Raw genomic sequence first — 24,366 nt, forward strand, 5'->3', positions numbered from 1 at the left:
TATCTTGCTACCAATGAGTATTCCTGATAGACAAAACAGAAAGTAAGTATTGATCTTAGACCTTAGTAAGAAGTACTGATGCAAAAATCCCCTAAAAAAAATATAATAATCTTAATTTAAAAGCGAGTTATCAAAGCGTTTCTAAGCCCAGATTAAAAAGCAGTTATTATATTTTGTTGTTTTTTAAATTTGGATTTTGTAGTAAGTTAGAAATTGCGGTATTTTTCAGTCCGAAACGGAACTATTGTGAATAACAATAACCCTAGAGTGATAAGATTGCCCTGAATTGAGTTGAATATATTTTGCCGTGATGCATAGTACTACCTTAATGCCTCAGTCGATGGAGCAAACCCCCTTTCTATCAGACTCTAATCGTCTTAGATTATTTTCTGGTTCTGCAAATGTCCCTCTTGCTAGGCAGGTAGCTCGTTATCTTGGAATGGACTTAGGTCCAATGATTCGCAAACAATTTGCTGATGGAGAGCTTTATATCCAGATTCAAGAATCGATCCGTGGAGCTGATGTTTACCTACTTCAACCTTGCTGTAACCCAGTAAATGACAACTTGATGGAGTTAATGATCATGATTGATGCTTGTCGTCGAGCCTCAGCACGTCAGATTACTCCAGTGATTCCCTATTATGGCTATGCTAGAGCCGATCGCAAGACTGCGGGTCGTGAGTCTATCACAGCTAAGTTAGTTGCTAATTTACTGACAGAAGCAGGTGCCAACAGAATTTTGGCGATGGATTTGCATTCTGCCCAGATTCAAGGGTATTTTGATATCCCCACCGATCATGTTTATGGTTCTCCAGCAATCTTAAGCTATCTAGCTGCCAAAGAACTTGCCGATTTAGTTGTTGTTTCCCCCGATGTAGGTGGTGTAGCTAGAGCCAGGGCATTTGCCAAAAAACTTAATGATGCCCCTTTAGCAATTATCGATAAGCGTCGTCAAGCTCACAATGTAGCTGAGGTGATGAACGTCATTGGCGATGTCAAAGGTAAGGTCGCAGTACTCGTAGACGATATGATTGATACGGCAGGCACTCTATCAGAGGGAGGCAAATTGTTACGCGAAGAGGGTGCCAAAGAAATTTACGCGTGCGCCACCCATGCTGTCTTTTCTGAACCAGCAGTATCTCGGCTATCCAGCGGAATCTTTAAAGAAGTTATTGTTACTAACACTATTCCTATCCCAGACTCTAAAAACTTTGAACAGCTGACAGTACTCTCTGTAGCTGGTTTGTTGGGGGAAGCAATCTGGCGAATTCATGAAGCTAGTTCTGTCAGTAGTATGTTTCGTTAATTAATTTCATTCAATATTAAACAATTAGAGATACTCCCATTGTCTATTTTTGATCAATAGGAGCATCTCCTCAGTTAAAAAATTATTCAGTTTCAGGATAAAGCGGTTTTTGATCGAGAGGGCCAAGCCGATTCGGAGGCCAAAAGCGAACTGTAGCTCGACCGATGAGATTCTCCCGAGGTACAAAACCCCAATAGTGAGAATCATAACTATTATTGCGATTATCGCCCAAAACTAGATACTGCCCGTCGGGAACTTTGGTGGGACCATATTTATAGTTGGGGGCATTTAAAATATATTTTTCAGTAAGTTCTTGATCATTTACAAATACTTTACCGTTGTTGATTTTTACAACATCTCCTGGAATACCTATAACTCTTTTGATAAACGCGTCTTTATAATTTTGTTCTTTGAGAGTATTCGTCGGTGAAAAAACAACCACATCACCTCTTTCTGGTTTACGAAAGCGATAGCTAATTTTCTCAACAATTAAACGATCATCTATAGCTAGAGTAGGAAGCATAGACTCCGAGGGGATAAAACGCGCCTCAGCAACGCAAGCACGAATTCCAAAAGCCAAAATGCCGGCAGAAACCAAGGTTTTCAACAGTTCAACTATTGAGTTTTCTTCTTTTTTGCTCATAAGCAATACTCTCCATTAAAAATTTTTGGTCAGCAATTAAATTCCAGATCATTAAAAGCACTGTTGCAGCATAGCAATTTTAAGATGACGATCTGAAAAATAAATAAGATGCATGTAATTAAGCATCACTGATTAGAGAAGGCTAATGTACTTGGTATGACACCACATTTGACTATTATGTTTCAATTGATGGGGTGACGCTGAACTCGTACCAGCATTTTCAATCATTTAGTTAAAAATCAAAATAGTAATCAAGCTTAAGTAGAGCAACGAAGTCTTGGCAGTTATTATATAGCCGTTCAAGTAAAGTAGGAACTTTATTGCTTGCTAACTCTTTCATCTTATCAATAATTTCTTAAGATTGTTGTCCAGAGCCTATTTACTATCTTGTTGTCTCAAGCCTAATATTCTATTCAACAGTTTCAGAAACTATACTTTTTAGTTTCAAATTCTAGTTTTAAATAGGGAAAATATTTGAGCTCAAGATAATTAATAAAGTATCTAAAACTACTTTTTAGATTTTCTTTTATTGACATCTATCTATTTGATAATTAGTTTATGATTCTAAATTACTATTAGGTTTATTCAAAGTAGGATGTAACATGAAGTAATAAAATATTGTAGATCTTCTCACGTATCATACTTTCGACTATTCTAACCTGACAAAATAATAGGTCTGGTCTTTGATTGTGTAAATGGTAACAATAATTGTTTAATAGCCCAAGCTTATTTGAGAATTACTCTGATTTAAAATTTGTTTGCCATCACTTAGCTTTCAGCAATTATGAAAAAACTAGACTGAGTTAAAATTTATTTTGATGATCTTAAATTAAAAGCCAAGCTTGTATAGTTTGATTGATATCAAGCGTATAATTGTAAATCGCATACTTCATTTTCGTTTTCATGAATTCTGTTGAGGAAGCTAATTATCAATGAGTATTATTCGCTCTCTCGAATCGTTTTCACTGACAGAGTTATTTAAATTTATTGAAAGTGACTCTAAATCAGGTCGCTGTATTGTAGAAACACCGATCTCCGAAAAAACTGCTAAACGAGAAGGAATTTACTATCTCTGGTTTAAACAGGGTTATTTAATTGCTGTCAGTAATTGCCTTAACCAAAAAGGTCTAATTAATCTAATTGAGGCTCGGGGTTGGTTAAGCCCACCGATTTTATCTAGGCTCAGAACTCTATGTCCAACAGCCGTACCTCTAGGAATTTATCTCCACAAAATTAAGTTATTGAATCAAGAAAAACTTAGTTTGATTTTTCAATTACAGTTACATCAGGTTTATCGTTTATTTCAACTAACTGGCGGTCGGTTTAGGTTTGATGAGTTTTCTGAATTACAAGATCGAATACTAACTATTCCCTGGCTAGAAATGACTGGGCATCGAATAAAAACTACCGAAGTTAGTATGTATGCTCTGAGATTGATTGAAAATTGGGAAAATTTTGTAGATCAACTACCTGAACCTAATTTAGCTCTCAGACGTTTGTTGATCGGGCCACATCACAAACTAACTGCTATGGAAAGACAGGTATGGAATTTTGCTGATAGTCAAACTTCCCTGAATACTATAGCTAATACAATTCAGCAACCCATTTTGACCATTCAAATTATAGCTTTTCGCTTGATTGCAGTTGGATTAGTAGATGAAATTTTTCAATCTAGCTATGATTGGAAGACATTGAATTACTATAAGTTTCCCCAAAGTTTTCCAGTAAGCAATAATTATGAAGAAATATAAGTATAAGTGTGGAAGTAGAAAATAGATTACTATCTATTGTTTGTTAATTGAATTTGAGCAGATACAATACATATCGATATAGTAAATAACCCGAGCAAATTTTTATCATGGAACGCAAAAACCCAGCTTTAGTTCAAGAACCTCGTTACGAACCGGCGATCGTCATTCCTCTCAAGCAAGAAGCCTCTCTTTTGGATTGGCTGAAAGCTAATAATCGTCTAATTCCTCGTGAAGCTATAGAATCAGAAAAAATCAAAGCTGATGATGATTTAGACGTTCTAATGGATGCTGAAGACGATGATTTTGTTGATGATACTGACGATGATTAATATCAGCGTAACTTCTCAGGATAAGTGGCTAGATGCTTCGTCCTAGCATAAGTATCAAGAGGTTATTAATCACAAATATCAGTAAATAATCTTCTAGATAATTTGAGTACCTTGTTAAATTGTGGAAGCTAAATCACTCTCTACGGAGAAACTAACTACTCCTTCTGGTAAAGCCTTATTGATTTTTCTCAGCTGTATTTTAACTCTGGGAGCGATCGCTTTTGAATATGTCTACAATATTTCAGGACAGCAATTGAATTTACTGTTCTTGCCACTATTGAGCTGTACCATAATTACTTCTCTACTGGGTTTAGGAGTAATTCCCTTGCTCAATAAATTGAAAACAGGGCAAATTGTACAGGAAGATGGGCCACAAACTCATTTAAAAAAAGCAGGAACTCCCACAATGGGAGGTATTTTTTTTGTTCCCGTTGCCGTAATTGTCTCTCTAGTTTGGTCAAACTTCATTAATGGAAACAAAACAGCAATTTCACCAGAGTTAATTGCGGTATGTTTGGTGACTATAGGCTATGGCTTAATTGGTTGGATTGACGACTGGCAGGTATTGCGTCAAAAATCCAACAAGGGAATATCACCCAGAATGAAGCTAACTCTGCAAATTGTATTTGGAACAGCATTTATTTTGTGGCTATTTTTTCAGGAATCCTCCTCGATCACTAATGTTAACCTTCCCGGGGGGCTGAATTTAGCTTTGGGATGGTTATTTTTACCCTTAGGAATATTTGTATTTGCTGCCGAAAGCAATGCGACTAATCTAACTGATGGAGTAGATGGATTAGCTGCGGGTACTGGTGCGATCGCCCTGTTAGGTTTGGGGGCAATCCTCGGACTCGATCATCCCGATTTAGCCGTTTTTTGTGCTTGCCTTAGTGGTGGCTGTTTGGGTTTTTTAACTCATAATCATAATCCAGCCAGGGTGTTTATGGGAGATACTGGTTCTTTAGCCTTGGGTGGAGCATTGGCAGCAGTTGGACTAAGTAGTGGTAATCTTTGGGTCTTGTTTGTGATTAGTGGGATCTTCTTTGTGGAATCCCTCTCAGTGATTGCCCAAGTTGCTTACTATAAGCTAACCAAAGGAGCTGATGGTCAAGGAAAACGCTTATTTAAAATGGCTCCAATTCATCACCATTTTGAGCTTAGTGGTTGGTCAGAAACTCAGGTTGTCGGGGTATTTTATTTAGTTAATATCCTACTGGTCGCGATCGCTTATTGGCTTCGCTAGAATTCTAATTTTTTGATTTTGGCAAAATTATCAATGATCGGGACGCAGAATTAAAATTAAACTGAACTGCGTCTAATTTTTTGTTTTCCAAATTCTCAAAGTGATTTTCAGAGTTTTACAAGTGCTACTTATCCGATCTATTCTAAGTTTGAGCGATTATTCCCTTGAAGGAGAAATGTATGAACGATAGACCTATTATTCTCGGTATAGTTGGTGATAGTGCAGCAGGTAAAACGACTTTAACCAAGGGAATTGCTCAGGTGTTGGGACCAGAAAATGTCACTGTCATTTGTACAGATGACTACCATCGTTACGATCGAGTTCAAAGAGCCGAAATCGGAATCTCTGCCCTGCATCCAGACTGTAATTATTTAGATATTATTGAACAGCATTTAGCTTTGTTGCGATCTGGACAAGCCATACTCAAGCCTATTTATAATCACAGTACAGGTGCTTTTGATCCACCAGAATATATCGAACCCCGTCAATATGTCATTGTCGAAGGTTTATTGGGATACTCAACCCGCAAAATGCTAGATAGTTACGATGTCAAAACTTATCTAGCTCCGCCAGAACCTTTACGAGCAACTTGGAAAATTAAACGAGACACTCGTAAAAGAGGCTATACCGAAGAACAAGTTTTGGCTCAACTGCGCCAAAGAGAGTCAGATTCAGAGGCTTTTATCCGTCCTCAACGCAAATGGGCAGATCTGATTGTTACCTTTTACCCTCCAGATCAGACAGATATCAAAAGCGATAATTTAATGCTTAATGCCAATTTGATTTTACGTCCGACTATTCCACATCCAGAGTTAAGCAAGATCTTAAACGCTGAAGGTAATCATCTGGGGGGCGCAATCCGTTTGGGTTTGAGTCGCGATATGGGCAAACCTGTCGATATTTTAGAAATAGACGGACACGCGAATTTGGATCAAGTTAGAGAGTTGGAGAAAATGATGTGTAGCGAAGTTCCCTATCTAGGTCAATTTTGCAGTCTAGAAGGAAACCAAGAGCTGGGAAAATTAACTGGGACTACGGGAGAAACCTTGCAAAGCTACCCCTTAGCTTTAACCCAACTACTCATTACATACCATATGCTCAAAGCCGCACATTTATTATAGACTATTCATTCGCTGACTAATTCTACGTGTTTATGACGATTTAATTTTTTTCCAACCGACTATTTTACTGCCGACTCTAAAAATTATGGAGTTGGCTAAACCAAGCCGGTTGATCGCTTCAGAGAGTAAGCGAATCTGATCTTGGTCGACATTAAACAAATGAGGGCAGTTTTTAAAATCAATACACAAGACGGTGGAGCGTCCCCAAGGTTCGCGGAAAATTTTGCTATCTTGAGGTAAACAAGCAGCTAGTGAACGAAATTTTGTTAGAGCAACTTGTTCGAAATTGGTACTAGTGTAATTTAGCGGTGATTCCAAAGTTCCGACTCCTTTGAGCGGCAAATTTGAGCGGCAAAGTAAAACTCCCAATGGAGTCTAAATAAGGATAGGAGATGAATTCTAATCCCAGAAGAAGATTCTCAATCGAAATAAGCTTGCTTTTGAGCGGATTCTTTTCGTTCTTTCGTTAGATTCGGCATCCGACCTGGGCAAAGTACCCTGGGAAACGCAAGGAAACTATCTAAAAAACGAGATTGAAGCCCGAAAGTAATGAAGAACCTAGCAAGACCTTCCTCAAAATTTCTAATTCATCATTTACCCTTTAAAGGCTTTCGCCCTAGTTACCCTAATAGGGTAGCATTTACTATTTTTCAAGTGTTATCTTTGACCTGTTATTTAATAAAAATTTCCAGTTTTTAAGATATTAGACGCAAAATAATTGTTTTATATATTTTTCTTAGTCAATATTTCCCTAAAATCTTACATTCATTTACTTAAACATAATTTTTTTAACAATCGTGAAGCATAATTTTAACAGTAATCATAAAGAAGAAATTAGTGTCAGCCAAAATACCCAATTGATAAATGAGTTATTGAGTAATCTCAATAGTTTTGCTGAGGAAAAGGCTGAGTTTAAAAAAAATTTACCAGAGCTGATTTGTCCTCAGGTCAAATTAAATATTGTTCCTGAAAAAGCATTATATATTACAGAAATTAATGGCAACTTTTGTCTTCTTGATTATAGATTTGAAGGACAAAAGCCTGAACCAATGTCTTTAGATAGTAACAATCTATCTAAAACTCAACAGTTAGCCGAATCAACGACAGAAATATCAGCAAAGTTACTAGCAAATAAGAATATCTCCAGCGATTCGTCTTTTTTGTTAGGTAAAAAAAGTTTGTTATTAGGAATGGGTTTAGGAATTATATTGACATTGGGAGCTTTTCGTTTTTTTCTTGCCCCTACTGCTAGTAAAGGGGTGGATTCGGATTTAGCTAATGTCACGGAAACTGTTGCTCCAGCCCAGGCAGTGACAATTACCAAGATAATCACCACAGATATTGACAGTACGTTAGATGCTTTTGGTACGGTAGCGGCTTATGAAAGAACTCCGGTAATGTCTCAGGCTAACGGATTACAGATTACGGAAATATTGTCGGAGAGAGGAGATTTTGTCAACCGAGGTCAAGTTTTAGCCAGACTAAATAACAGCGTCTTAGTAGCCGAAAAAGTAGAGGCGGAGGGGGCAGTTGCTCAAGCTCAAGCTAGGTTAGATGAGTTGCAAGCAGGAAGTCGTGTTGAAGAAATTGCTCAGGCAGAAGCGAGGGTGGCTAATGCTAAATCAGAAATTGCTCAAACTGAGTCGAATTTGGAATTAGTAAAAAAAAGAGTAGAGCGTAATCGAACTCTACAAGTAGAAGGAGCAATTACTCGCGATCGCCTAGATGAAGTTCTCAATCAAGAACAGGTAACTCAGTCAGACCTAGCAGGAGCCAAAGCTAGATTAAAGGAAGCACAAGAAGCATTGGCTCAGTTAAAAGCTGGTTCTCGCCCCCAAATCATTGCTCAAGCTCAAGCAGAATTAGCTCAAGCAAAGGGAAGGCTTCAACGGATTGAGGCGCAACTAGCAGATACTGTTGTTGTTGCCCCTAGCAGTGGCATTATTGCTTCAAGAGATGCACAAGTAGGACAAATTACGTCTTCTTCGGAAATGTTATTCTCTATTATCCAAAATGGACGTTTGGAGTTAAGACTGCGAGTACCTGAAACTCTGATTGGCAAAATTATGCCTGGACAGAAAGTACAGATTACTTCTAATGCACTTCAGAATTTAAATTTAACTGGTAAGGTGAGGGAAATCGATCCTTTAATTGATGATAGTTCTCGTCAAGCATTAGTCAAAGTGGATTTACCAGGCGGGACTAATCTTAAACCAGGGATGTTTCTCAAAGCAGCCATCAATACTAATACTAGTCAAGGACAAGCTGTACCGATTGAGGCATTACTGCCCCAATCTGAAAATCAGGCAATTGCCTTTGTTTTACAAAATGACAATACTGTTAAAGCTCAGACTGTAGAGATGGGAGAAATTCTGGCTGGTCAAAAAGTAGAAATACTTAGTGGCTTACAACTAGGCGATCTAATTGTGCTTAAAGGAGCGGCATACCTAAAAGACGGCGATCTCGTTACTGTTAGTAATGGCGAGGTTTAATTATTCCTCACCCTTCTTAACTCGGTGTTGCTTGAATTTCTGCTTCTGTAACTTCTTTTAAGCGTACTTCATCTCGTTGAGGATCGGCGCGTGTTACCTGCATATCTAAACGCTCTCCCAGGGTAACAGGACGATCAAAGCGATGGGGCAATTCCATACCCAAGTCTTCAATCAAAATTAGACCTAAATTCTCATCTTCTCTTAGCCATCGTAAAACTAAGACCCCCCAAACACATTCAGCATTGCGCCTAAGATATTCTAGTCCCCAGTAGCGGTTGGTTTGACGCTCTACTAGAGTTGCCTCATAGGAAGAACTACCAACGCTGTAGACAATTTCTTGTAGCTCTTCACGAGAGAAAGGTAATTCTTCCTCCTTCAAGTGGGCTTTAATTTGAAAATGAGCAAGTAGATCGGTATAGCGACGGATAGGAGATGTTACCTGAACATAACTTTCTAGACCCAAGCTAGCATGACGGATAGGAGACATACTAGTCTCGCTGCGAGGCATACAACTACGCAAAGCACAAAAACGAGTAGGACCCGCAGGTAGTTGCAGCAATTCTTCTTCAGATGGTAACTCTGGTTGAGGCTGACCTCTAAAGGGCAAAGGTAGATTGTGCTCCGCACCATATTTACCGCCAATTTGACCCGCTAGAATCATCATTTCTGCTACTAACTGACGGGAAGGAGAGCTGTCGATTAATTCAATGGTGACTTCCTCATTATTTTTAACCTTAATAATTGACTCAGGCATTTTAATCTGAATCGAGCCTTGTGCTTTGCGCCAATGTCTTCGTAACTGTGCCTGTTGAGCTAAATCAGCAATTTCGGGTTCATTTTGCACCCCTAACTGCAACATCTCATCCACATCATCATAAGTTAGACGATAGGTAGGCTTAATCAGAGTGGCATGAATTTCATACTCTTGAATTCCACCAGTTTCATCCAGAACTACCCCAAAACTGAGAGCGGGGCAAACTTGACCCTGTACTAAACTCATCGGACCAGTTGCCAATTCGGGGGGGAACATGGAAACCATTCCCGTAGGCAAGTAGAGGCTCGTACTGCGGCGACGAGCTTCTAGATCTAGTTCATCTCCCGGAGCAACTAACCGGGTCGGATCGGCAATGTGAATCCAAATTTTAGCAATACCATTATCTAAATATTCAATACTTAAACCATCATCAATTTCAGTGGTACTTTCATCATCAATTGTACAAACTTTGAGATGAGTTAAATTCAAACGGTTGTCGTCGGCTTCGGCAGGATTTGATTGAAGACGAGGTTGCACCACATCAAGCACCTTTTTCGAGAAGTTTACAGGATAGGAACTGCGGCGTAAAAACAAATTTTCGTGTTTACTCCACCATCCTATATCCACCAGCAGTTGAAATGCTCCCTGGGAATCAAAGTTTTTTCCTGCCTCTTTAAGAATTTCTTGAGCTACCTTAGATGAGGTATCAGTTTGAAGTGCTATTTTTTCAATGGATTCTAAGCGGATGCGATCGCTATCGCTCCATTCTATTTTTTCCCCTGCTAGGGCTTGCTTAAGGTGAGAGATAAATTCTAATTTTTCGCGATTTTTTTGCTCTTGAACTTCTAACTGATGCTTAATCTCCGCCACCTGTCCCTCTGGACGGGGCTCGTAGTAATTAGCTTTTTTCTTAAAATAGATTTTGTCTTGGCTGAGTAAACGATGGGCAGCATAACAGGGTGCCGGACTTTGATCTGAAAATAACAGTTCCGCCATCTGTTGTGGAGTTACTGTACTACCGTCTTCAATTAATATTTCCCAAGCCACTTCTAAGCTGCTAGGGTCAAGATATGCTTCTACTTCTTCTAAAAAGCTGGCGATCTCCGAAGGCTCATAGAGAACACCGTCGACCATATAATCGACTCGTTGAGGACGTATTTTATGTGATTGTCCTCCAGCATCAATTACGAGCCAATCTTTTTTTCCTTCTGGTCGTTCGGCAACTGCAAGACGACGTTCTCCTTGCACCCTGAATTCAATCAGCTTTCCTTGTTCCACCAGCTTTGTATTTGAGATTTCCTGACAACACTATGCTTTTAGTTTACTTTTCGCTGGTTGTTTCCATCGAACCGTAAACATAATTTTGCTCTAGCCTTCTTTATTCACAAAAGGTAGTAAAGCGATCGCTCTTGCTCTTTTGACTGCTACTGTTAAATCTCTCTGCTGTTGAGCAGTTAGACCTGTGATCCGACGGGGCAAAATCTTGCCTCTTTCGGTAATAAATTTACGGAGCAATTCTACATCTTTGTAGTCGATAGGATCGCTGGGTTTAATGGGGGAAAGACGTTTACGATAATATGCCATGATAATTCGGTAAATTGTTCAGTTAATCTAAATTCAGAAACTACTTGATTTCTTTGTGAACAGTGTGGGTGTTGCAATGAGTACAGAATTTTTTCAATTCCATTCTGCCTGTAGTATTGCGACGATTTTTAGTAGTAGTGTATCGAGATACACCAGGAGAACGCTTATTAGTGTTGCTGCGACACTCAGTGCATTCTAAAGTAATAATGATGCGTACGCCTTTCTTGCTTGCCATGATATTTTGCTTGACTGCCTAGGAATTATTTATACGTTTACTTATATTGACACGCAGCTTACTATTTTCGCATATTACGTTGGATTTGACCAAATATTTTTTTAAGTCTTAAGTCTAGGGAAAAGCCCCTTTCAGTTTGTACCATAAAAGTCTGAGCTATACGGTCATGACCAGCTAAGTTTGTTTCTTCATCTAATAATGCCAGAGAACAATCGATCGCTAAAGGGCTGAGTAAGAATAACATCGCCAAACCATTACTAAAATTTTGTAATCCGATGATTGCTAAGGCAGCTCCTCCCCCAGCTATTAATTCTCTTTTGCATAAGCTCAACAAGTCAGGAATACGGTTAAAACGAGGATCGATTACTTTGATATCAAACAACCAAGTTCCAAGACTTTGACCTCGATTTTTTTCCACAATCAATATCCGCAGAATTAACCAAGCGGGAATAAAGACTAACAACTGAATAAACAGGTTAGAAGCAAAAAAAGCACTAATAAACCAGACACTTAAAAAGTCGATCACAAACGCTCCTGCTCTCCTCTCTATCGGGACTTTAGGATATCTTCTATAATCGGGCTTATAGGGTCTATAGTCGTCGTACATGATTCAATTTCTTTCATTGATCGTTCATTCTTAATTATCAATTATTAATTATTAATTTGTTTACCCATGTTGCCTGTTAACGAAGCGGAAAGAATTATTCTTGATTTAGTTCAAGTTTTAGATGCTGAAAAAAATAGTGAAATAGTAAATTTAGAGAATGCACAGGGAAGAATACTGGCCAAAACCGTTAAGGGTAAATTAGATTTTCCCCATTGGGATAATTCGGCGATGGATGGTTATGCAGTGAGTTATGCAGATGTCAAAGACTGTAGTGAAGCTAGTCCTATTACACTAAAAGTTGTCACAGAAATTGCAGCAGGCGATCGCCCTAAGACAAAAATCAAACCAGGACAAGCTGCCCGTATCTTTACCGGAGCTATGCTACCTGAAGGTGCTGATGCGATCGTGATTCAGGAAAATACTATACGAGAAGGCGATCAAGTTACTATTCTTGCCGCTCCCCATCCACAAGAATTTGTACGACACCAGGGAGCTTTTTATCAGGCGGGAACACCATTACTAGAAGCGGGGGTCAATCTGGTTGCACCAGAAATTGCCGTCTTAGCCACCGCTCAATGTACCCAGCTATCGGTTTATCGTCGTCCACGGGTGGCAATTTTATCTACTGGAGATGAACTAGTTACCCCTGAACAAACTCTCCTACCAGGACAAATTGTCGATTCTAATCAGTATGCCTTGGCGAGCTTTGTTGCCAATAACGGTGGCATTCCCGTTAAGTTGGGTATCGTGCCCGATCAACCAGAAATACTCAAAAATGCGATCGCTGAGGCGATTGAGTCAGTAGATGTTGTTTTATCCACCGGGGGGGTATCCGTGGGCGACTATGATTATGTCGATCGCATTTTGGCAGAATTAGGCGGGACATTACATATTCGTAGTGTAGCAGTCAAACCTGGTAAACCCCTCACCGTAGCTACTTTTGCCAACCATAATTGTTTATACTTTGGTATTCCCGGAAATCCCGTATCTGCTTTAGTTAGCTGCTGGCGTTTTGTTCAACCTGCCTTGAAAAAACTATCAGGAAACAACAACTATCAACCACACTTTGTGAAAGCTATTACTCGTCATGATTTGAAAGCTGGAGGTAAAAGAGAAACCTACCTCTGGGGACAATTACATTTAGTTGACGGTGAATACGAATTTACTCTTGCTGGTGGTAGTCATAGTTCGGGTAATTTAATTAATTTGGCACAAACTAACGGTCTAGCGATCATACCTGTTGGGCAGAAATTAATTGCTGAAGGGGAAGAAGCCAGAGTTATGTTAATTGATTAGTCACAGATTACTCCGCCGTCCCCATTCGAGGATAAATAAAACGACGGAGCCTTCTTACAAAAGTTGCTCATGGTGAGACAGTTTGCTTATGCCGGGGAACCCCGCCAACGGACTGTCTCGCAAGACCGCACTTTTGCGCTGCTGTGACCGTTGGTCAAAACAAATTATTTCAATTTGATTATTACTTCTCTATTCTCAAGGGTGTACCTTGATGAAATCTCAGTTGCCATCCATCATCCGAGCGCGACCAAATGGAACTTCTTAAACTCCTTTCTTCACCTTCTGGATAATTAACAATACTTATGTAAGTGATTTGGGCTATATTTTCATTTATGAGACGAATTTTAAGGTCAATGAGAGGAAATACGCAGGGAATTTCTTGGCTAGTTACATTTAAAGTATCTGCTCTTAGATAAACTTTTCCAGAACGTCCAAACTCAAAAAAATCTGGAGCAAGAACTTGTTCCATTTTAGGTATATCAAAACGAAAATTTGATTGCCACAATCCTTCTTCTAGTAGTTTCAGTACTTTGTAATCTTCGTGACTAATTTTCATGAATGATGAATATGCAGAATACTTTTTAAAATCTGTCAACTAACCACTAGCCACGAACAACTAACATTTCCCATTATTCGCATTTTTAATAGTAATTCACTTATTCAAACAATAAGTATTAATTTCTTTAATTAAACTCTGCTGCATTTCTCCAGCCTTATTAGCATCTATTCGCGCTGCTTCGAGAGCATCGAAATTTTTGCTTTCTCTGGCATTTACGGCATCATAAGTAGCTTGAGAGTAAATACGATAAATACGAACTAATCTATTTTGATATCTAATTAATTCGCTGTCATTTATATGCAAAGCTCTAATTTTGTTGGCAGCTTTATTCATCATCTCAGCCGCCTTTAACCAACTTCTCATTTCTGTTGGTTGTTCGTCATTGGTATAACTGACATTTTTGCTATTCTCAGTAACATTGTGGGCAATCTGAAAAATTTGTTCACACTGAGTAAATTGATTTTCTCCACAGCCAGCGACCAATAAACTCAATAGGATACCAAGAAAAGTTAATTTGCCATTAACCCTCAGGTACACAGTGCGATCGCTTTGTCTCCCAACGAACATTTTTGCTATTATTTTTTACTTCTTACTTATCCATGTCGCTTTTGATGCCATTGCCAAGCATGATTAATGATAACCTGAAGATCGGCGTATTGAGGATTCCAACCCAGCTTTTGACGAACTTTCTGACTACTGCCAACTAGAATGGGCGCATCTCCTGGTCGGCGATCGCTTTCTAAAGCAGGAATCTCTAAACCTGTTACCTGACGAGCAGTTTCAATTACCTCGCGCACTGAAAATCCATTACCATTACCCAGGTTAAATACATCCGATTCACCCCCAGACAATAAATACTCTAATCCCAAAACGTGTGCGTCGGCTAAATCATTCACGTGAATATAATCTCGCACACAAGTACCATCAGGAGTATCGTAATCCGTGCCAAAGATATACAAAGATTGACGTTTTTTGAGGGCAGTTAGTAAAGCGAGGGGAATCAGGTGAGTTTCTGGCTGATGATCTTCTCCTAATAAGCCCTCAGGATCTGCACCACAGGCATTAAAATAGCGAAATGCCACGGATTTTAAATTAAAAGCAGTATCAAAATCACTTAAAATTCGCTCCACCATATCCTTACTTGCTGCATAAGGACTTAGGGGATTATGGGGATGATTTTCGGTCATGGGTACTTCTTTGGGCATCCCATAAACAGCACAGGTGGAAGAAAAGACAATTTTATTAATTCCGTGCGCTAACATTGCTTCTAATAGATTTAAGGTACTGGCAACGTTGTTACGATAGTACTTTCCTGGCTCTTTAACCGATTCCCCTACAGCTATGTAAGCAGCAAAGTGCATTACTGCATCAATTTTATGGGCAGTAAATAACCGATCTAATAAAGGGCGATCGCTGGTGTCGCCGACAACTAGCTTAACTTGAACTACATCATCAATTATTTCTTGATGTCCATAGGATAGATTATCTAAGATGATTACTTCATAACCTGCTTTTTTTAATGCCAATGCTGCATGAGAGCCGATATAGCCAGCACCACCAGTGACTAAAATAGTCTGCTTCTTAGATGTCATCTAAGCTTACTCCTTAGATAAATTTAAATTATTAAGTGAACTTATTTTAATAGCTGGATTTAATATAATCGACTAACAGCATAATCTGTCAACTGATTTAGTGCCTTAGTCGAATCTGAAGCAGCTAAGCAACTTAAATTTTGAGCTGCCATGCGAGCATGATCTTTAGCTAGCTGACGGGCTTGCTCAATTCCATCGCTGTTTTTGATCAATTCTAAAGCAGTGCTTAAATCGTCTGGTTCAGAAAATTCTCTTTCAATCAAAATTTTTAAATAAGGTCTTTGTTCGAGTGCGTAAAGTACCGGAGCCGTTAAATTGCCACTAGCTAAATCTGAGCCAGCCGGTTTACCTAATACTTCAGTTGAAGTAGTGAAGTCTAAGATATCATCAACAATCTGAAAAGCTAGACCCAAGTTTCGACCATAATGGTAAAGGTTTTCGATGACTTCTGGAGTCGCATCACTTAATACTGCCGAGGCTTTGGAGCTATTTGCCATTAGAGAAGCCGTCTTATAGTAGCTCTTATCAAGATAGGCATCAATTGAAGCACTAGTATCGAAACAATTTATACTTTGTAAGATTTCTCCTTCTGCATAATCTCTAATTACTTCTGAAAGTAATTTCACTACTTGTAAGCTATCCAAGTTGGCTAAATACCAGGATGATTGAGCAAATAGAAAATCGCCAGCTAATACGGCAATTTTGTTGTCAAACAGATTATTAACTGATTTTACATTGCGACGTAAATCTGCCTCGTCTACAACATCATCATGTACTAGGCTAGCTGTATGAATCATTTCTGTGATTTCTGCCAAACGACGATGATGATGGGTAAGCTGGTGATCTGGCATCGTAGCTCTAGAAACTAACAAGACAATTGCCGGTCTGATGCGTTTGCCTCCAGCTGCGAATAGATGTTCTGCTGCTGCACCTAAAATAGGGTGTCGGGCTCCAATCAGTTTTTTGAGATTATCTGTAAGAATCTGTAGATCATTTTCAACGGGGGCTAATAGGGAAGTTGTAGAAGATATCATTGTTAAGCCAATTCTGGCAGTTATTATTATTTAAGAAACTTTACATATTATTGTACTTATTTTAAGGGAAGCCAGCCTAATAACCAATGATTAACCATTTAAGTAACAATAAAATCTAGCATCCAAGGCTGATTATTATGTTATTCTAAAAATATAAGATTTTTAAAAAATTAGCAGTTGTCAAGGTAATGAAATTGCCTTGCAGCGTAATTCTGGCTAATAAGCATAACCATACAGTGCTTACTAAGTCTGCTCCACTGCATAATTTGATAAAAATATAGCTAGATAAAGTTTAGGGTGCATCCCAGCGATTATCTGCTTGTTACATTAGCCTCAATGTATATCATCTAAAGATAATCTGATTGAACTAATTTCAGATTCTTTTCTGGTGTGAGATTGCAGTTTCAGCAGTTTCGAGAAAAACTGTTGGACTAATCAGCTCATTATCTGGCATTTTTTGTGCCAGTAAATAATTAGGATTCATGAAATAACTGAATCATAATTGTCTGTCATGGGGCGTTTACTTGACCAAAAATTCAACTTATATCACCTGTACTATTAACCCATCACCATCCAATGAGTTTCACCACTTTACCCGTTTTCATCTTACTTTTTGCGGTTGTTTATCTTGTGACTATTTACGGTTTACTTAAGATGGCCGAAATGCAAAATTATGGTAAGAATGTTGTTTCTCATAACTCTGAAGAAACTTCTAATTACACTAAAAAAATATCCTAGATAATAACTATACATATCAATAGTTAAAATTTAGATATCTCAAGGGAGGATGTCCAAGAAGCTCCTGTTGGAGTCTCCTAGCTATTTTTAGCTTAGGACAACAAGTTGAATTGATTGTTTAATACTGCAAATAGTATAAACAGAATTTGGAACTTCAAACAATACTTTTTAGACATCCTCTAATCAAGGGGATTAAGAGCGACCATCCCTGCTGATAACTCTTTGACCTGAATTTTTTCCACTTGAGGATAGTAACCCAGCCACTGGCGAGATAGGTCGGCGAATTGTTGAGGGGGACCACTAACGCAAAAACGTGTTGGTAAAGGAAAGCAGTTATTTCTTAGTCCTAATAAAGATAATTCTTTTTCCGCTGCCACCACAATATGTTCTGCTGGGTCAACAATTTGTACTGAAGCTGGCAATAATGAACAAATTGTTTTCTCCAAGTGCTTGTAATGTGTACAACCATAGATTAAGGTGTCAATATTTTTTTGTAATAAAGGTTTTAAATATTGTTGCGCTATTTGTCGAGTATAGTTTGTGTGAAGCTGGTTTTGTTCAATCAGACGCACAAATTCAGGGCAAGGAATTTCCCATACTTGAGTCTGAGGATTAATTTCTTGGATTGCTTGACGATAGGCATGGCTTTTAGCGGTGGCTGTAGTAGCAATAACTCCAACCCGCTTTCCTAGTTTTACCGCAGCTCTAGCGCCTGAGAGAATAACACCCAGGATGGGAACATCGTATTCTTGTCTAACAGTTTCCAAAGCTAAAGCTGAACTAGTATTACAAGCCATAATGACCATTTTTACATCTTGCTTGCACATCCAGTCTAATATTTCACGAACAAACTGCAAGATTTCTTCAGGCGATCGCATTCCGTAGGGTAAACGAGCAGAATCAGCAAAGTATAAGAGAGACTCCGAGGGCATTTGGCGATAAATCTCCCTCAAAACCGTTAATCCACCCACACCACTATCAAACAAACCAATTCGCAGATTAGAATTTTTCATCTTTGATTTAATTTAGATAAATAATTATATTCTTTATATTTTTGATACCCATAGAGATTAAGAAGCTCGAACGCGACTCATAAAGTGTTGAGTAAATATACCTAAATACCACTCTGTTTAATATACTCTATAATTCCTCGTGCGATCGCTTCTGCCATTTGACGACGGTGATTAGGATCTTTAAGTCGAGAAGAATCATCCGCACCAGTCAAAAAACCTACTTCTACTAAGACAGCGGGGGCAATTGAATGTCTCAAAACATAAAATCTTGCTCGGCGAATACCTCGGTTATCAATATTGACTCCATTCAGAATACTCCAGTGAATTACTTCTGCCAGACGACGACCACTTTTGTAGTAATAAGTTTCCAGACCATTGACATCGGGACGACTGAGATTAATCGCATTGGCATGAATACTGACAAATAAATCAGCATTGCGATCATTAGCTAAATCAGTTCTACCTTGAAGACTGATAAAGTAATCACTGTCTCGAGTCATAATGACCTCAATCCCTTGTTTTCTGAGAATTTCGGCTACATCTAGGGAAATTGGCAAGACTACGTCTTTTTCACGGAAGCCGCCAATACCAATCGTGCCTGGATCCTTACCTCCATGTCCAGGATCGATAATAATTCTCGGGCGATCGCTAGCAGGAATCAAAGAAGGCGGTTGCTGGAAAGGTCTGTCTTTCGGGGCTTTGGCAAATTCAGGAGGTAACAAAGGAGCTTCATTCTGTGGTGGTAGAGAAGTGCCAATCTCAATGGGTAAAGCGATCGTCTCTTCCTCGGAACTAAGCTGACCCAGACGATATCTTAATCTGGTTGTCACTTCTAAAACCACCTGAGAGTCTTCTTGTCGAACCTTTAATTGAGAAATCGGGCTACCCGCCTTTAATTCAGGACCTTGAAAATCTTCGGCTAATTCAGCGTTATTAATGGTTACTTGGTAAATACCATTACTTAGTCTAGAAGTAACTGCCGAAAGCTCAGTATCTGCCTGAACAAGCAATTGGCTGTCACTATCGGTTAGTTCGATCTCATCAATCTGACTTAGCTCTGCTGTTGTTTCTTCCTGAGGAAAGAGAGGTTCTAATGTTGCTGCTTCGGACTCAGAAGTTTCGGAAGCAGTGGCTACATTGGTAGAGGTAGGCAATTTGCCCCGAGGAACTAACAATAACCCTTGAATGCGGCTAAATGTAGCTAGCCAGTCAGGACTACCTTCAGCTACTTTTAAGCTCATTTTCGCTTCAGCAGCAGAAACCTGTTCAAATTCAATTGTAGAAACTCCATATTGATTCACGGCTACCGACTGAGAGGCTAAATCAGTAGGAAGAGTAATTCCCTCAAGAACAAAGTCAATGCGATCGCCATCTCTTTGAGAATCGATTTTTATTTTTCTATTGCCATCAATATTAATAAAAAAGCCATTTTTAGTGGCTCGAATGTGAGGAGAATTTACAGTATTAGTAGTCCTAGAACTACTACCAGTACTACCAGTAGTCCTAATATTGGTAGTAGTATTACGGGGAACTTCTGCTGACTCTAGTCCAGGTAAAGATGATGGCAGCTCAACCTGAGGAAGCTCTAGGACTTCTCGATCATCATTTCTGGCGGTATTGATTCGAGAAATATAAGGCTGTGGTATTTCTACAGTCCACTGAGTGGGAGAAATACCACGAAATTGAATTTCATCAGAGTCAATAGTATAGCCAGGGGCGAACTCTACTACAATACGGGACATATTTGGTTCTGGTTGTCCAATTCTGAACCCTCTAATTGCCCCCTGATATTGCTCTTTAACAGTCTCTCTTCCTAAAGTTGTGCCTGGTAAATCAATCACCAAACGAGTTGGATTACTGAGTAACTGCGCCTTAGGTTGTACCCCCTCATCAGTAATAAAAACCAGATTGTTATCTTGCTCTTCAAATTCCCAAGATATGATTTTTCCAGCTTGAGCGGGGGCACATAGCAGAAAAATACCGATAAAACTTGGTAATAGCCAGTGAAATCTCACAATGATTGCTCCTCACAAAGAGTAGAAACTGACCGTTGACCTCCGGCTAGCGAAGACTCCCAAACCAAATGGAAACAGAATAACCAATCAAGATTTGATACCCAATTAACTTTGTTTAGTAGGAGTAATGCTAACCCGAGAATATTCTTAGTCAACTCCATTAGAACTTTATAATACCTATTCTTGAATTTTGATCTATCGAGACGTAAATAGAAGCAATTTGGTTTCATAAACTACTCAAGGCGAATCACAAGGCAACTTTATGGATGTTTATACGATGAGCTTCGCCTAATTATGTTGTCATTCTGGAACTTTGTCCACCGATTGACTAATAGGTTCGGTCTCTTTAAACACTAAGCGTAACAAGGGAGGTGCAATAAAAGTAGTCGAAATCACCATCACAATAATGGCGGCTTCCGTAGCTTCCGATAAAGCTCCGCTTGCCGAACCAACACCAGCAAAGACTAACCCAACTTCTCCCCGGGGAATCATGCCCACACCGATCGCCAGTTTATTTAAATCGGGGTTCCCAAAAACAGTAAATCCCGTAATTACTTTACCCAGAATAGCAACCACAATTAAAAAAGTAGCAATAATTAATCCCTCACGGTTAGTTGGTACGGCTGGATTAAGCACACTTAAGTCTGTTTGGGCACCAACACAGACAAAAAAGATGGGCACGAAAAAATCTGCCAGAGGAATTACTTGTTCTTCTAATTCTTTCCTTTTGTCGGTTTCAGCTAAAATTAGTCCCGCAGCAAATGCTCCGAGAATCCCTTCTAGATGAATGGCGGTCGCAATATAAGATAAGGAGAAGGCGAATACTAAGCCAGTTAATAATACTTGACCTCGTGTTTTCATTTCATTAACTAAGCCAACTAAGAGCGGGCTAAGCAAACGACCCAGCAAAATTGAACCGATCAGAAACACCGCCGCACTAATTACCAGATAAATAATATTACTAACCTGAATTTCTCCAGTTTTAACTAAGCTTGCCACTACTGCCAAAACTACAATCCCTAAGATATCATCCAGTACCGCCGCACCAATAATAATTTGACCTTCTTCTGAACTAAGTTGTCCTAATTCGGCTAAAACCTTGGCAGTGATGCCAATACTCGTAGCAGTCAAAGCTGCACCAGCAAAAATTGCTGGCACTACAGGGGTGTTAAAAATATATACTAGGCCTACTGTACCGGCCACAAATGGAGCAACTACCCCAACGACTGCTACGACAGCGGCGATCGGTCCGACGCGAATCAATTCCTTAAGGTCAGACTCAAGACCAATTTCAAACAGGAGAATAATTACTCCTAGTTCTGAAAGCAAACTAATTACTTCACTTTGAGCGGCAAATACTGATGAGGCAGACTCTGGAGGCAATCCTGCGGTATTTTGGAGCAAGCTGATAATAAGAGAGTCTTCGGCCAAACTACCACTTTCAGGAAAGACTAACAGACGAAATGCGGAGATACCAATCAATACCCCGCCAACTAATTCTCCCAGCACTGGTGGTAAATTTATCCGGGAACAAATTTCGCCTCCTAACTTACTGGCAAAGTAAATTACAACTAAACTCAGTAAAACTCCTGCTAGAACTAGAGTACCTTCTTCAGCTTCGGATTCTGTAGCGGCTTCTGCCGCAGTCGCGAGCAAAGGTGAATCGGTCAGCCAATTCCAAGGCAACATACAAATATTATCGGTCATATTCTCGGCTAAAAAAATTTTCTCTAATTTATTAGCTTATCGTCATCCTTCTCGATATGATGCTCACTGTGAGAAAAACTAAGAATCTGTTACCGGAAGTGAAATGACTTTACCCCGGTCTTTAGCTTGACTTTTGGTTAGATGATTTACTGTTTAATTTCTTTAATTTCTGGTTAAGTTTAAGTTTTTCTGCCAAGGCATGATTGAGCTTTTGAGATGCTTCGGGAAATTGTGGCTCTAATTGAAGAACTTGGCTGTATGCCTTGACCGCACCGTCCCATTTTTGCTGAATTTCTAATTGTTGACCTAAGAAATAATATGATTCTGTATCTTCCGGATGATGATTGATTATTTCTTCCAGATACCTAATCGCTTCCTGATGTTTTCCCTGCTGGCTTAAAACTTCGCTTAATCGATGGTATGGTTGAATAAATCTAGGCTCTAGAAGAATTGCCTGATAGTAACAGCTAATAGCTTGTTGCTGTTGACCTTGATCGATAAGACCATTGCCCAAGTAGAAACGATCAATCGCTGAACCAATCTTAGGTTGCAAAGCCAAAGCCAACTGCATTTCTTTAATAAATTCTTGCTGTTTACCAACTCTTAACAGAATTCTGGCTAAATTTAAATGAGCTTGGGCATAGCGTGGATTAATTTTAATTGCTTTACGATAACAGGAGATCGCATGCTGCAATTTACCTTTTCTCTGATATAGCCCTCCCAGATTGGTATGAATCATAGCTGAGTTGGGTTGCAGTTTTGACTGCTTATGATAACGCTTAATTGCTTTGTCTAATTGATCTTCGGTTACAGACGGGTTAGTCTTGTCTTGACGAGTATTATCCAATTTATGTCGTCTGTTATCTTTTTCGGTGTTGGTGTCGAAAATTGGCGACTTAAATTGATGAGATTTTACGTCGTCTTGAGGGCGGAGTAATCTCTGACTTTCCTGATTTATCAATCTTGTTTGCTGAGTCTCATTATGGGGGTTTTCTGGTATTTTTTCTAGAGAATCTAATTTGATTGAGTCTTGGTCCTCGACTACAACAGGGGTCAGCACTTGTTGAGCTAGACTAGCATCTAACGCCTTGCGATAGTACTGTGCTGCCTGCTGCCATTTTTGTTGCTGTTCCAACTTTTGAGCTATGCGACGATATGCCGCAATAGAATGACCGGAAGAATTGGATGGAGTGGCAGTTTTTGAAGTAACGTTACTGTGAAAAGGTTTGGAATTGAATGTTGCTGCTGAAGAAGATTCTAACTTCTGCGCCTGATACTTATTTAACTCCGCTTTTCCCGAATCTCCCAGCTGCTGCCAAATATCAGCAATACTAAGATACACTTCAACGCTTGGTCTAATGATGATAGCTTTTTGATAGTGTTTAATTGCCTGATGCCACTTCTGTTGCTGAGCATAAATCTCAGCAATTCCCGCGTATACTTCAGCCAAGTTGGGTTTGATTTCTACTGCTTTGGTATAGCAAAACATTGCTTCTGCTGTTTTGCCCATGCGCTGTAGTGCATTGCCCCAAATTTTGTAAGCTTCTGCCATACTGGGCATAATTTGCGTCGCCTGTTTACAAGCGATCGCTGTCTGTTCCCATTCTTTCTTTTCTAAATGATCTAAAGCTTTTTGCAAGTAAACATGTGCGGTCTCCCAATCAATTCCCATGGCTTGCTCAGAATTGATTGTTTTGAGATTTTTAGAAAATGAGGGAATGCCTCTATCATCAGCTTCTACTTCAACACTACAAAAATCTGCAGTATTGGAAGATGATGTTGTCAACGCTAAACTATTATTAGCATTAGTTAAAGGTTGAAAAGAGAATGCGGTCTCTTTGAGACTTGCTAATGGGATTGGCGGTTTTTTACTTTGGAATACGCTCGATCTAAGTAGTTGTTCTTTGGTGTTTCCAGTTAAGGCTTTGATATTAATTGCTTGGCGATAATAATTGGCAGCTTGTTCTATATTGCCTTGATTTTTTAAACTTGTTGCTACTTTTTCATAAGCAGTAGCTAAATCTCCTTGATGTTTTAAACGTTCCGCCAAACGTTGCTGGATAGCTAATGATTTTGGGTTTTTTTCGATTGCCAGACTGTAAATCGCCAAAGCCTCACTAAGTTTGCCTTGCTCCCACAAAGTATCGGCTCGAGTAACTTGTGCCTCCCAGGAGTCGGGGGAACTAGAATTGGGGAGGGATGTGGTTGAATCAGATTTAGTTTCAGATTCGGCAGCAAGAAAATTCTTGAGTAAATTGAACATTAGCCAACTGAAATAATATAAAAATATATTTTTGTTTAAATTAATCTACTGACACCCGAATTTTACGTAGGCAAATAGTAGGAT

Annotated in this window: 21 protein-coding genes; 7 read left to right on the forward strand and 14 right to left on the reverse strand. The window is 39.2% G+C overall.

Annotation, left to right across the window (positions count from 1 at the left end):
• Window positions 1-310: 310 nt before the first annotated feature.
• Window positions 311-1,306 carry a ribose-phosphate pyrophosphokinase gene (locus PLEUR7319_RS0124980; RefSeq protein ID WP_036799137.1) on the forward strand — a complete coding sequence of 332 codons (996 nt, stop codon included), beginning with the start codon at window positions 311-313 and terminating at the stop codon, window positions 1,304-1,306.
• A gap of 82 nt (window positions 1,307-1,388) precedes the next feature.
• Here the strand turns inward: PLEUR7319_RS0124980 and lepB are convergent, their stop codons facing one another.
• Window positions 1,389-1,949 carry a signal peptidase I gene (lepB, locus tag PLEUR7319_RS0124985; protein ID WP_019507962.1) on the reverse strand — a complete coding sequence of 187 codons (561 nt, stop codon included), beginning with the start codon at window positions 1,947-1,949 and terminating at the stop codon, window positions 1,389-1,391.
• A gap of 932 nt (window positions 1,950-2,881) precedes the next feature.
• On the opposite strand from lepB, the gene PLEUR7319_RS0124990 reads away from it, so the two are divergent.
• The 4 genes from PLEUR7319_RS0124990 (at window position 2,882) to PLEUR7319_RS0125005 (ending at window position 6,393) form a co-directional block, all read left to right on the forward strand.
• Window positions 2,882-3,700 (forward strand): DUF4388 domain-containing protein, encoded by an 819-nt coding sequence (locus PLEUR7319_RS0124990; protein WP_019507963.1) that lies wholly within the window; start codon window positions 2,882-2,884, stop codon window positions 3,698-3,700.
• 107 nt (window positions 3,701-3,807) lie between these two features.
• Window positions 3,808-4,029, forward strand: coding sequence for a DUF3134 domain-containing protein (locus PLEUR7319_RS0124995; protein ID WP_019507964.1), 222 nt, complete (start codon window positions 3,808-3,810; stop codon window positions 4,027-4,029).
• 121 nt (window positions 4,030-4,150) lie between these two features.
• Window positions 4,151-5,272: a phospho-N-acetylmuramoyl-pentapeptide-transferase gene (gene mraY, locus PLEUR7319_RS0125000; protein ID WP_019507965.1), complete on the forward strand. Its 1,122-nt coding sequence runs from the start codon at window positions 4,151-4,153 to the stop codon at window positions 5,270-5,272.
• Between the two features lie 179 nt (window positions 5,273-5,451).
• Window positions 5,452-6,393, forward strand: a complete 942-nt coding sequence (locus tag PLEUR7319_RS0125005; RefSeq protein WP_019507966.1) for a phosphoribulokinase — start codon at window positions 5,452-5,454, stop codon at window positions 6,391-6,393.
• A 30-nt stretch (window positions 6,394-6,423) separates the two neighbouring features.
• On the opposite strand, the gene PLEUR7319_RS0125010 is transcribed toward PLEUR7319_RS0125005, so the two are convergent.
• Window positions 6,424-6,711 carry a hypothetical protein gene (locus PLEUR7319_RS0125010; protein ID WP_026102770.1) on the reverse strand — a complete coding sequence of 96 codons (288 nt, stop codon included), beginning with the start codon at window positions 6,709-6,711 and terminating at the stop codon, window positions 6,424-6,426.
• A 479-nt stretch (window positions 6,712-7,190) separates the two neighbouring features.
• Here PLEUR7319_RS0125010 and PLEUR7319_RS0125015 point away from each other — a divergent pair, with 479 nt between their 5' ends.
• Window positions 7,191-8,885 carry an efflux RND transporter periplasmic adaptor subunit gene (locus PLEUR7319_RS0125015; protein WP_019507968.1) on the forward strand — a complete coding sequence of 565 codons (1,695 nt, stop codon included), beginning with the start codon at window positions 7,191-7,193 and terminating at the stop codon, window positions 8,883-8,885.
• Window positions 8,886-8,901: 16 nt separating this feature from the next.
• Here PLEUR7319_RS0125015 and PLEUR7319_RS0125020 read toward each other — a convergent pair whose 3' ends face one another.
• The 4 genes from PLEUR7319_RS0125020 to PLEUR7319_RS0125035 all read right to left on the reverse strand — a co-directional run bounded on the left by PLEUR7319_RS0125020 (window position 8,902) and on the right by PLEUR7319_RS0125035 (window position 12,065).
• Window positions 8,902-10,917, reverse strand: coding sequence for a ribonuclease catalytic domain-containing protein (locus PLEUR7319_RS0125020; protein ID WP_019507969.1), 2,016 nt, complete (start codon window positions 10,915-10,917; stop codon window positions 8,902-8,904).
• Window positions 10,918-11,007: 90 nt separating this feature from the next.
• The gene (gene rpsR / locus PLEUR7319_RS0125025) at window positions 11,008-11,223 is read right to left on the reverse strand and encodes a 30S ribosomal protein S18 (RefSeq protein WP_019507970.1); all 216 of its coding nucleotides are present in this window, start codon (window positions 11,221-11,223) and stop codon (window positions 11,008-11,010) included.
• A 40-nt stretch (window positions 11,224-11,263) separates the two neighbouring features.
• Complete coding sequence (gene rpmG, locus PLEUR7319_RS39675; RefSeq protein ID WP_019507971.1) at window positions 11,264-11,458, reverse strand: 50S ribosomal protein L33; 195 nt, start codon at window positions 11,456-11,458, stop codon at window positions 11,264-11,266.
• A gap of 61 nt (window positions 11,459-11,519) precedes the next feature.
• On the reverse strand, window positions 11,520-12,065 hold the full coding sequence (locus PLEUR7319_RS0125035) for an RDD family protein (protein WP_019507972.1): 546 nt from the start codon (window positions 12,063-12,065) through the stop codon (window positions 11,520-11,522).
• Between the two features lie 66 nt (window positions 12,066-12,131).
• On the opposite strand from PLEUR7319_RS0125035, the gene glp reads away from it, so the two are divergent.
• A complete protein-coding gene (gene glp / locus PLEUR7319_RS0125040) occupies window positions 12,132-13,361 on the forward strand; it encodes a gephyrin-like molybdotransferase Glp (RefSeq protein ID WP_019507973.1) in 1,230 nt (409 codons plus the stop codon).
• A gap of 181 nt (window positions 13,362-13,542) precedes the next feature.
• Here glp and PLEUR7319_RS0125045 read toward each other — a convergent pair whose 3' ends face one another.
• The 8 genes from PLEUR7319_RS0125045 to PLEUR7319_RS0125085 form a co-directional block, all read right to left on the reverse strand.
• A complete protein-coding gene (locus tag PLEUR7319_RS0125045; protein ID WP_019507974.1) occupies window positions 13,543-13,917 on the reverse strand; it encodes a DUF4440 domain-containing protein in 375 nt (124 codons plus the stop codon).
• 96 nt (window positions 13,918-14,013) lie between these two features.
• Window positions 14,014-14,487, reverse strand: coding sequence for a hypothetical protein (locus PLEUR7319_RS0125050; protein ID WP_019507975.1), 474 nt, complete (start codon window positions 14,485-14,487; stop codon window positions 14,014-14,016).
• A 26-nt stretch (window positions 14,488-14,513) separates the two neighbouring features.
• Window positions 14,514-15,512 carry a UDP-glucose 4-epimerase GalE gene (galE, locus tag PLEUR7319_RS0125055; RefSeq protein WP_019507976.1) on the reverse strand — a complete coding sequence of 333 codons (999 nt, stop codon included), beginning with the start codon at window positions 15,510-15,512 and terminating at the stop codon, window positions 14,514-14,516.
• A gap of 59 nt (window positions 15,513-15,571) precedes the next feature.
• On the reverse strand, window positions 15,572-16,543 hold the full coding sequence (gene sds, locus PLEUR7319_RS0125060) for a solanesyl diphosphate synthase (RefSeq protein WP_026102771.1): 972 nt from the start codon (window positions 16,541-16,543) through the stop codon (window positions 15,572-15,574).
• Between the two features lie 920 nt (window positions 16,544-17,463).
• The gene (gene murI, locus PLEUR7319_RS0125070) at window positions 17,464-18,297 is read right to left on the reverse strand and encodes a glutamate racemase (RefSeq protein WP_019507979.1); all 834 of its coding nucleotides are present in this window, start codon (window positions 18,295-18,297) and stop codon (window positions 17,464-17,466) included.
• A gap of 101 nt (window positions 18,298-18,398) precedes the next feature.
• Window positions 18,399-20,312 carry an N-acetylmuramoyl-L-alanine amidase gene (locus tag PLEUR7319_RS0125075; RefSeq protein ID WP_019507980.1) on the reverse strand — a complete coding sequence of 638 codons (1,914 nt, stop codon included), beginning with the start codon at window positions 20,310-20,312 and terminating at the stop codon, window positions 18,399-18,401.
• A gap of 300 nt (window positions 20,313-20,612) precedes the next feature.
• Window positions 20,613-22,019: a cation:proton antiporter gene (locus tag PLEUR7319_RS0125080; RefSeq protein ID WP_019507981.1), complete on the reverse strand. Its 1,407-nt coding sequence runs from the start codon at window positions 22,017-22,019 to the stop codon at window positions 20,613-20,615.
• A 121-nt stretch (window positions 22,020-22,140) separates the two neighbouring features.
• Window positions 22,141-24,282 (reverse strand): tetratricopeptide repeat protein, encoded by a 2,142-nt coding sequence (locus tag PLEUR7319_RS0125085; RefSeq protein ID WP_019507982.1) that lies wholly within the window; start codon window positions 24,280-24,282, stop codon window positions 22,141-22,143.
• Between the last annotated feature and the right edge of the window lie 84 nt (window positions 24,283-24,366).

The organism is Pleurocapsa sp. PCC 7319 (assembly GCF_000332195.1).
Classification (GTDB): domain Bacteria; phylum Cyanobacteriota; class Cyanobacteriia; order Cyanobacteriales; family Xenococcaceae; genus Waterburya.

Bases quoted from the DNA above. Each gene is read 5' to 3' on its own strand.
- PLEUR7319_RS0124980 (WP_036799137.1), top strand. From the start codon at position 311: ATGCATAGTACTACCTTAATGCCTCAGTCGATGGAGCAAACCCCCTTT.
- lepB (WP_019507962.1), bottom strand. From the start codon at position 1,949: ATGAGCAAAAAAGAAGAAAACTCAATAGTTGAACTGTTGAAAACCTTG.
- PLEUR7319_RS0124990 (WP_019507963.1), top strand. From the start codon at position 2,882: ATGAGTATTATTCGCTCTCTCGAATCGTTTTCACTGACAGAGTTATTT.
- PLEUR7319_RS0124995 (WP_019507964.1), top strand. From the start codon at position 3,808: ATGGAACGCAAAAACCCAGCTTTAGTTCAAGAACCTCGTTACGAACCG.
- PLEUR7319_RS0125005 (WP_019507966.1), top strand. From the start codon at position 5,452: ATGAACGATAGACCTATTATTCTCGGTATAGTTGGTGATAGTGCAGCA.
- rpsR (WP_019507970.1), bottom strand. From the start codon at position 11,223: ATGGCATATTATCGTAAACGTCTTTCCCCCATTAAACCCAGCGATCCT.
- rpmG (WP_019507971.1), bottom strand. From the start codon at position 11,458: ATGGCAAGCAAGAAAGGCGTACGCATCATTATTACTTTAGAATGCACT.
- PLEUR7319_RS0125035 (WP_019507972.1), bottom strand. From the start codon at position 12,065: ATGTACGACGACTATAGACCCTATAAGCCCGATTATAGAAGATATCCT.
- glp (WP_019507973.1), top strand. From the start codon at position 12,132: ATGTTGCCTGTTAACGAAGCGGAAAGAATTATTCTTGATTTAGTTCAA.
- PLEUR7319_RS0125045 (WP_019507974.1), bottom strand. From the start codon at position 13,917: ATGAAAATTAGTCACGAAGATTACAAAGTACTGAAACTACTAGAAGAA.
- PLEUR7319_RS0125050 (WP_019507975.1), bottom strand. From the start codon at position 14,487: ATGTTCGTTGGGAGACAAAGCGATCGCACTGTGTACCTGAGGGTTAAT.
- galE (WP_019507976.1), bottom strand. From the start codon at position 15,512: ATGACATCTAAGAAGCAGACTATTTTAGTCACTGGTGGTGCTGGCTAT.
- murI (WP_019507979.1), bottom strand. From the start codon at position 18,297: ATGAAAAATTCTAATCTGCGAATTGGTTTGTTTGATAGTGGTGTGGGT.
- PLEUR7319_RS0125080 (WP_019507981.1), bottom strand. From the start codon at position 22,019: ATGACCGATAATATTTGTATGTTGCCTTGGAATTGGCTGACCGATTCA.
- PLEUR7319_RS0125085 (WP_019507982.1), bottom strand. From the start codon at position 24,282: ATGTTCAATTTACTCAAGAATTTTCTTGCTGCCGAATCTGAAACTAAA.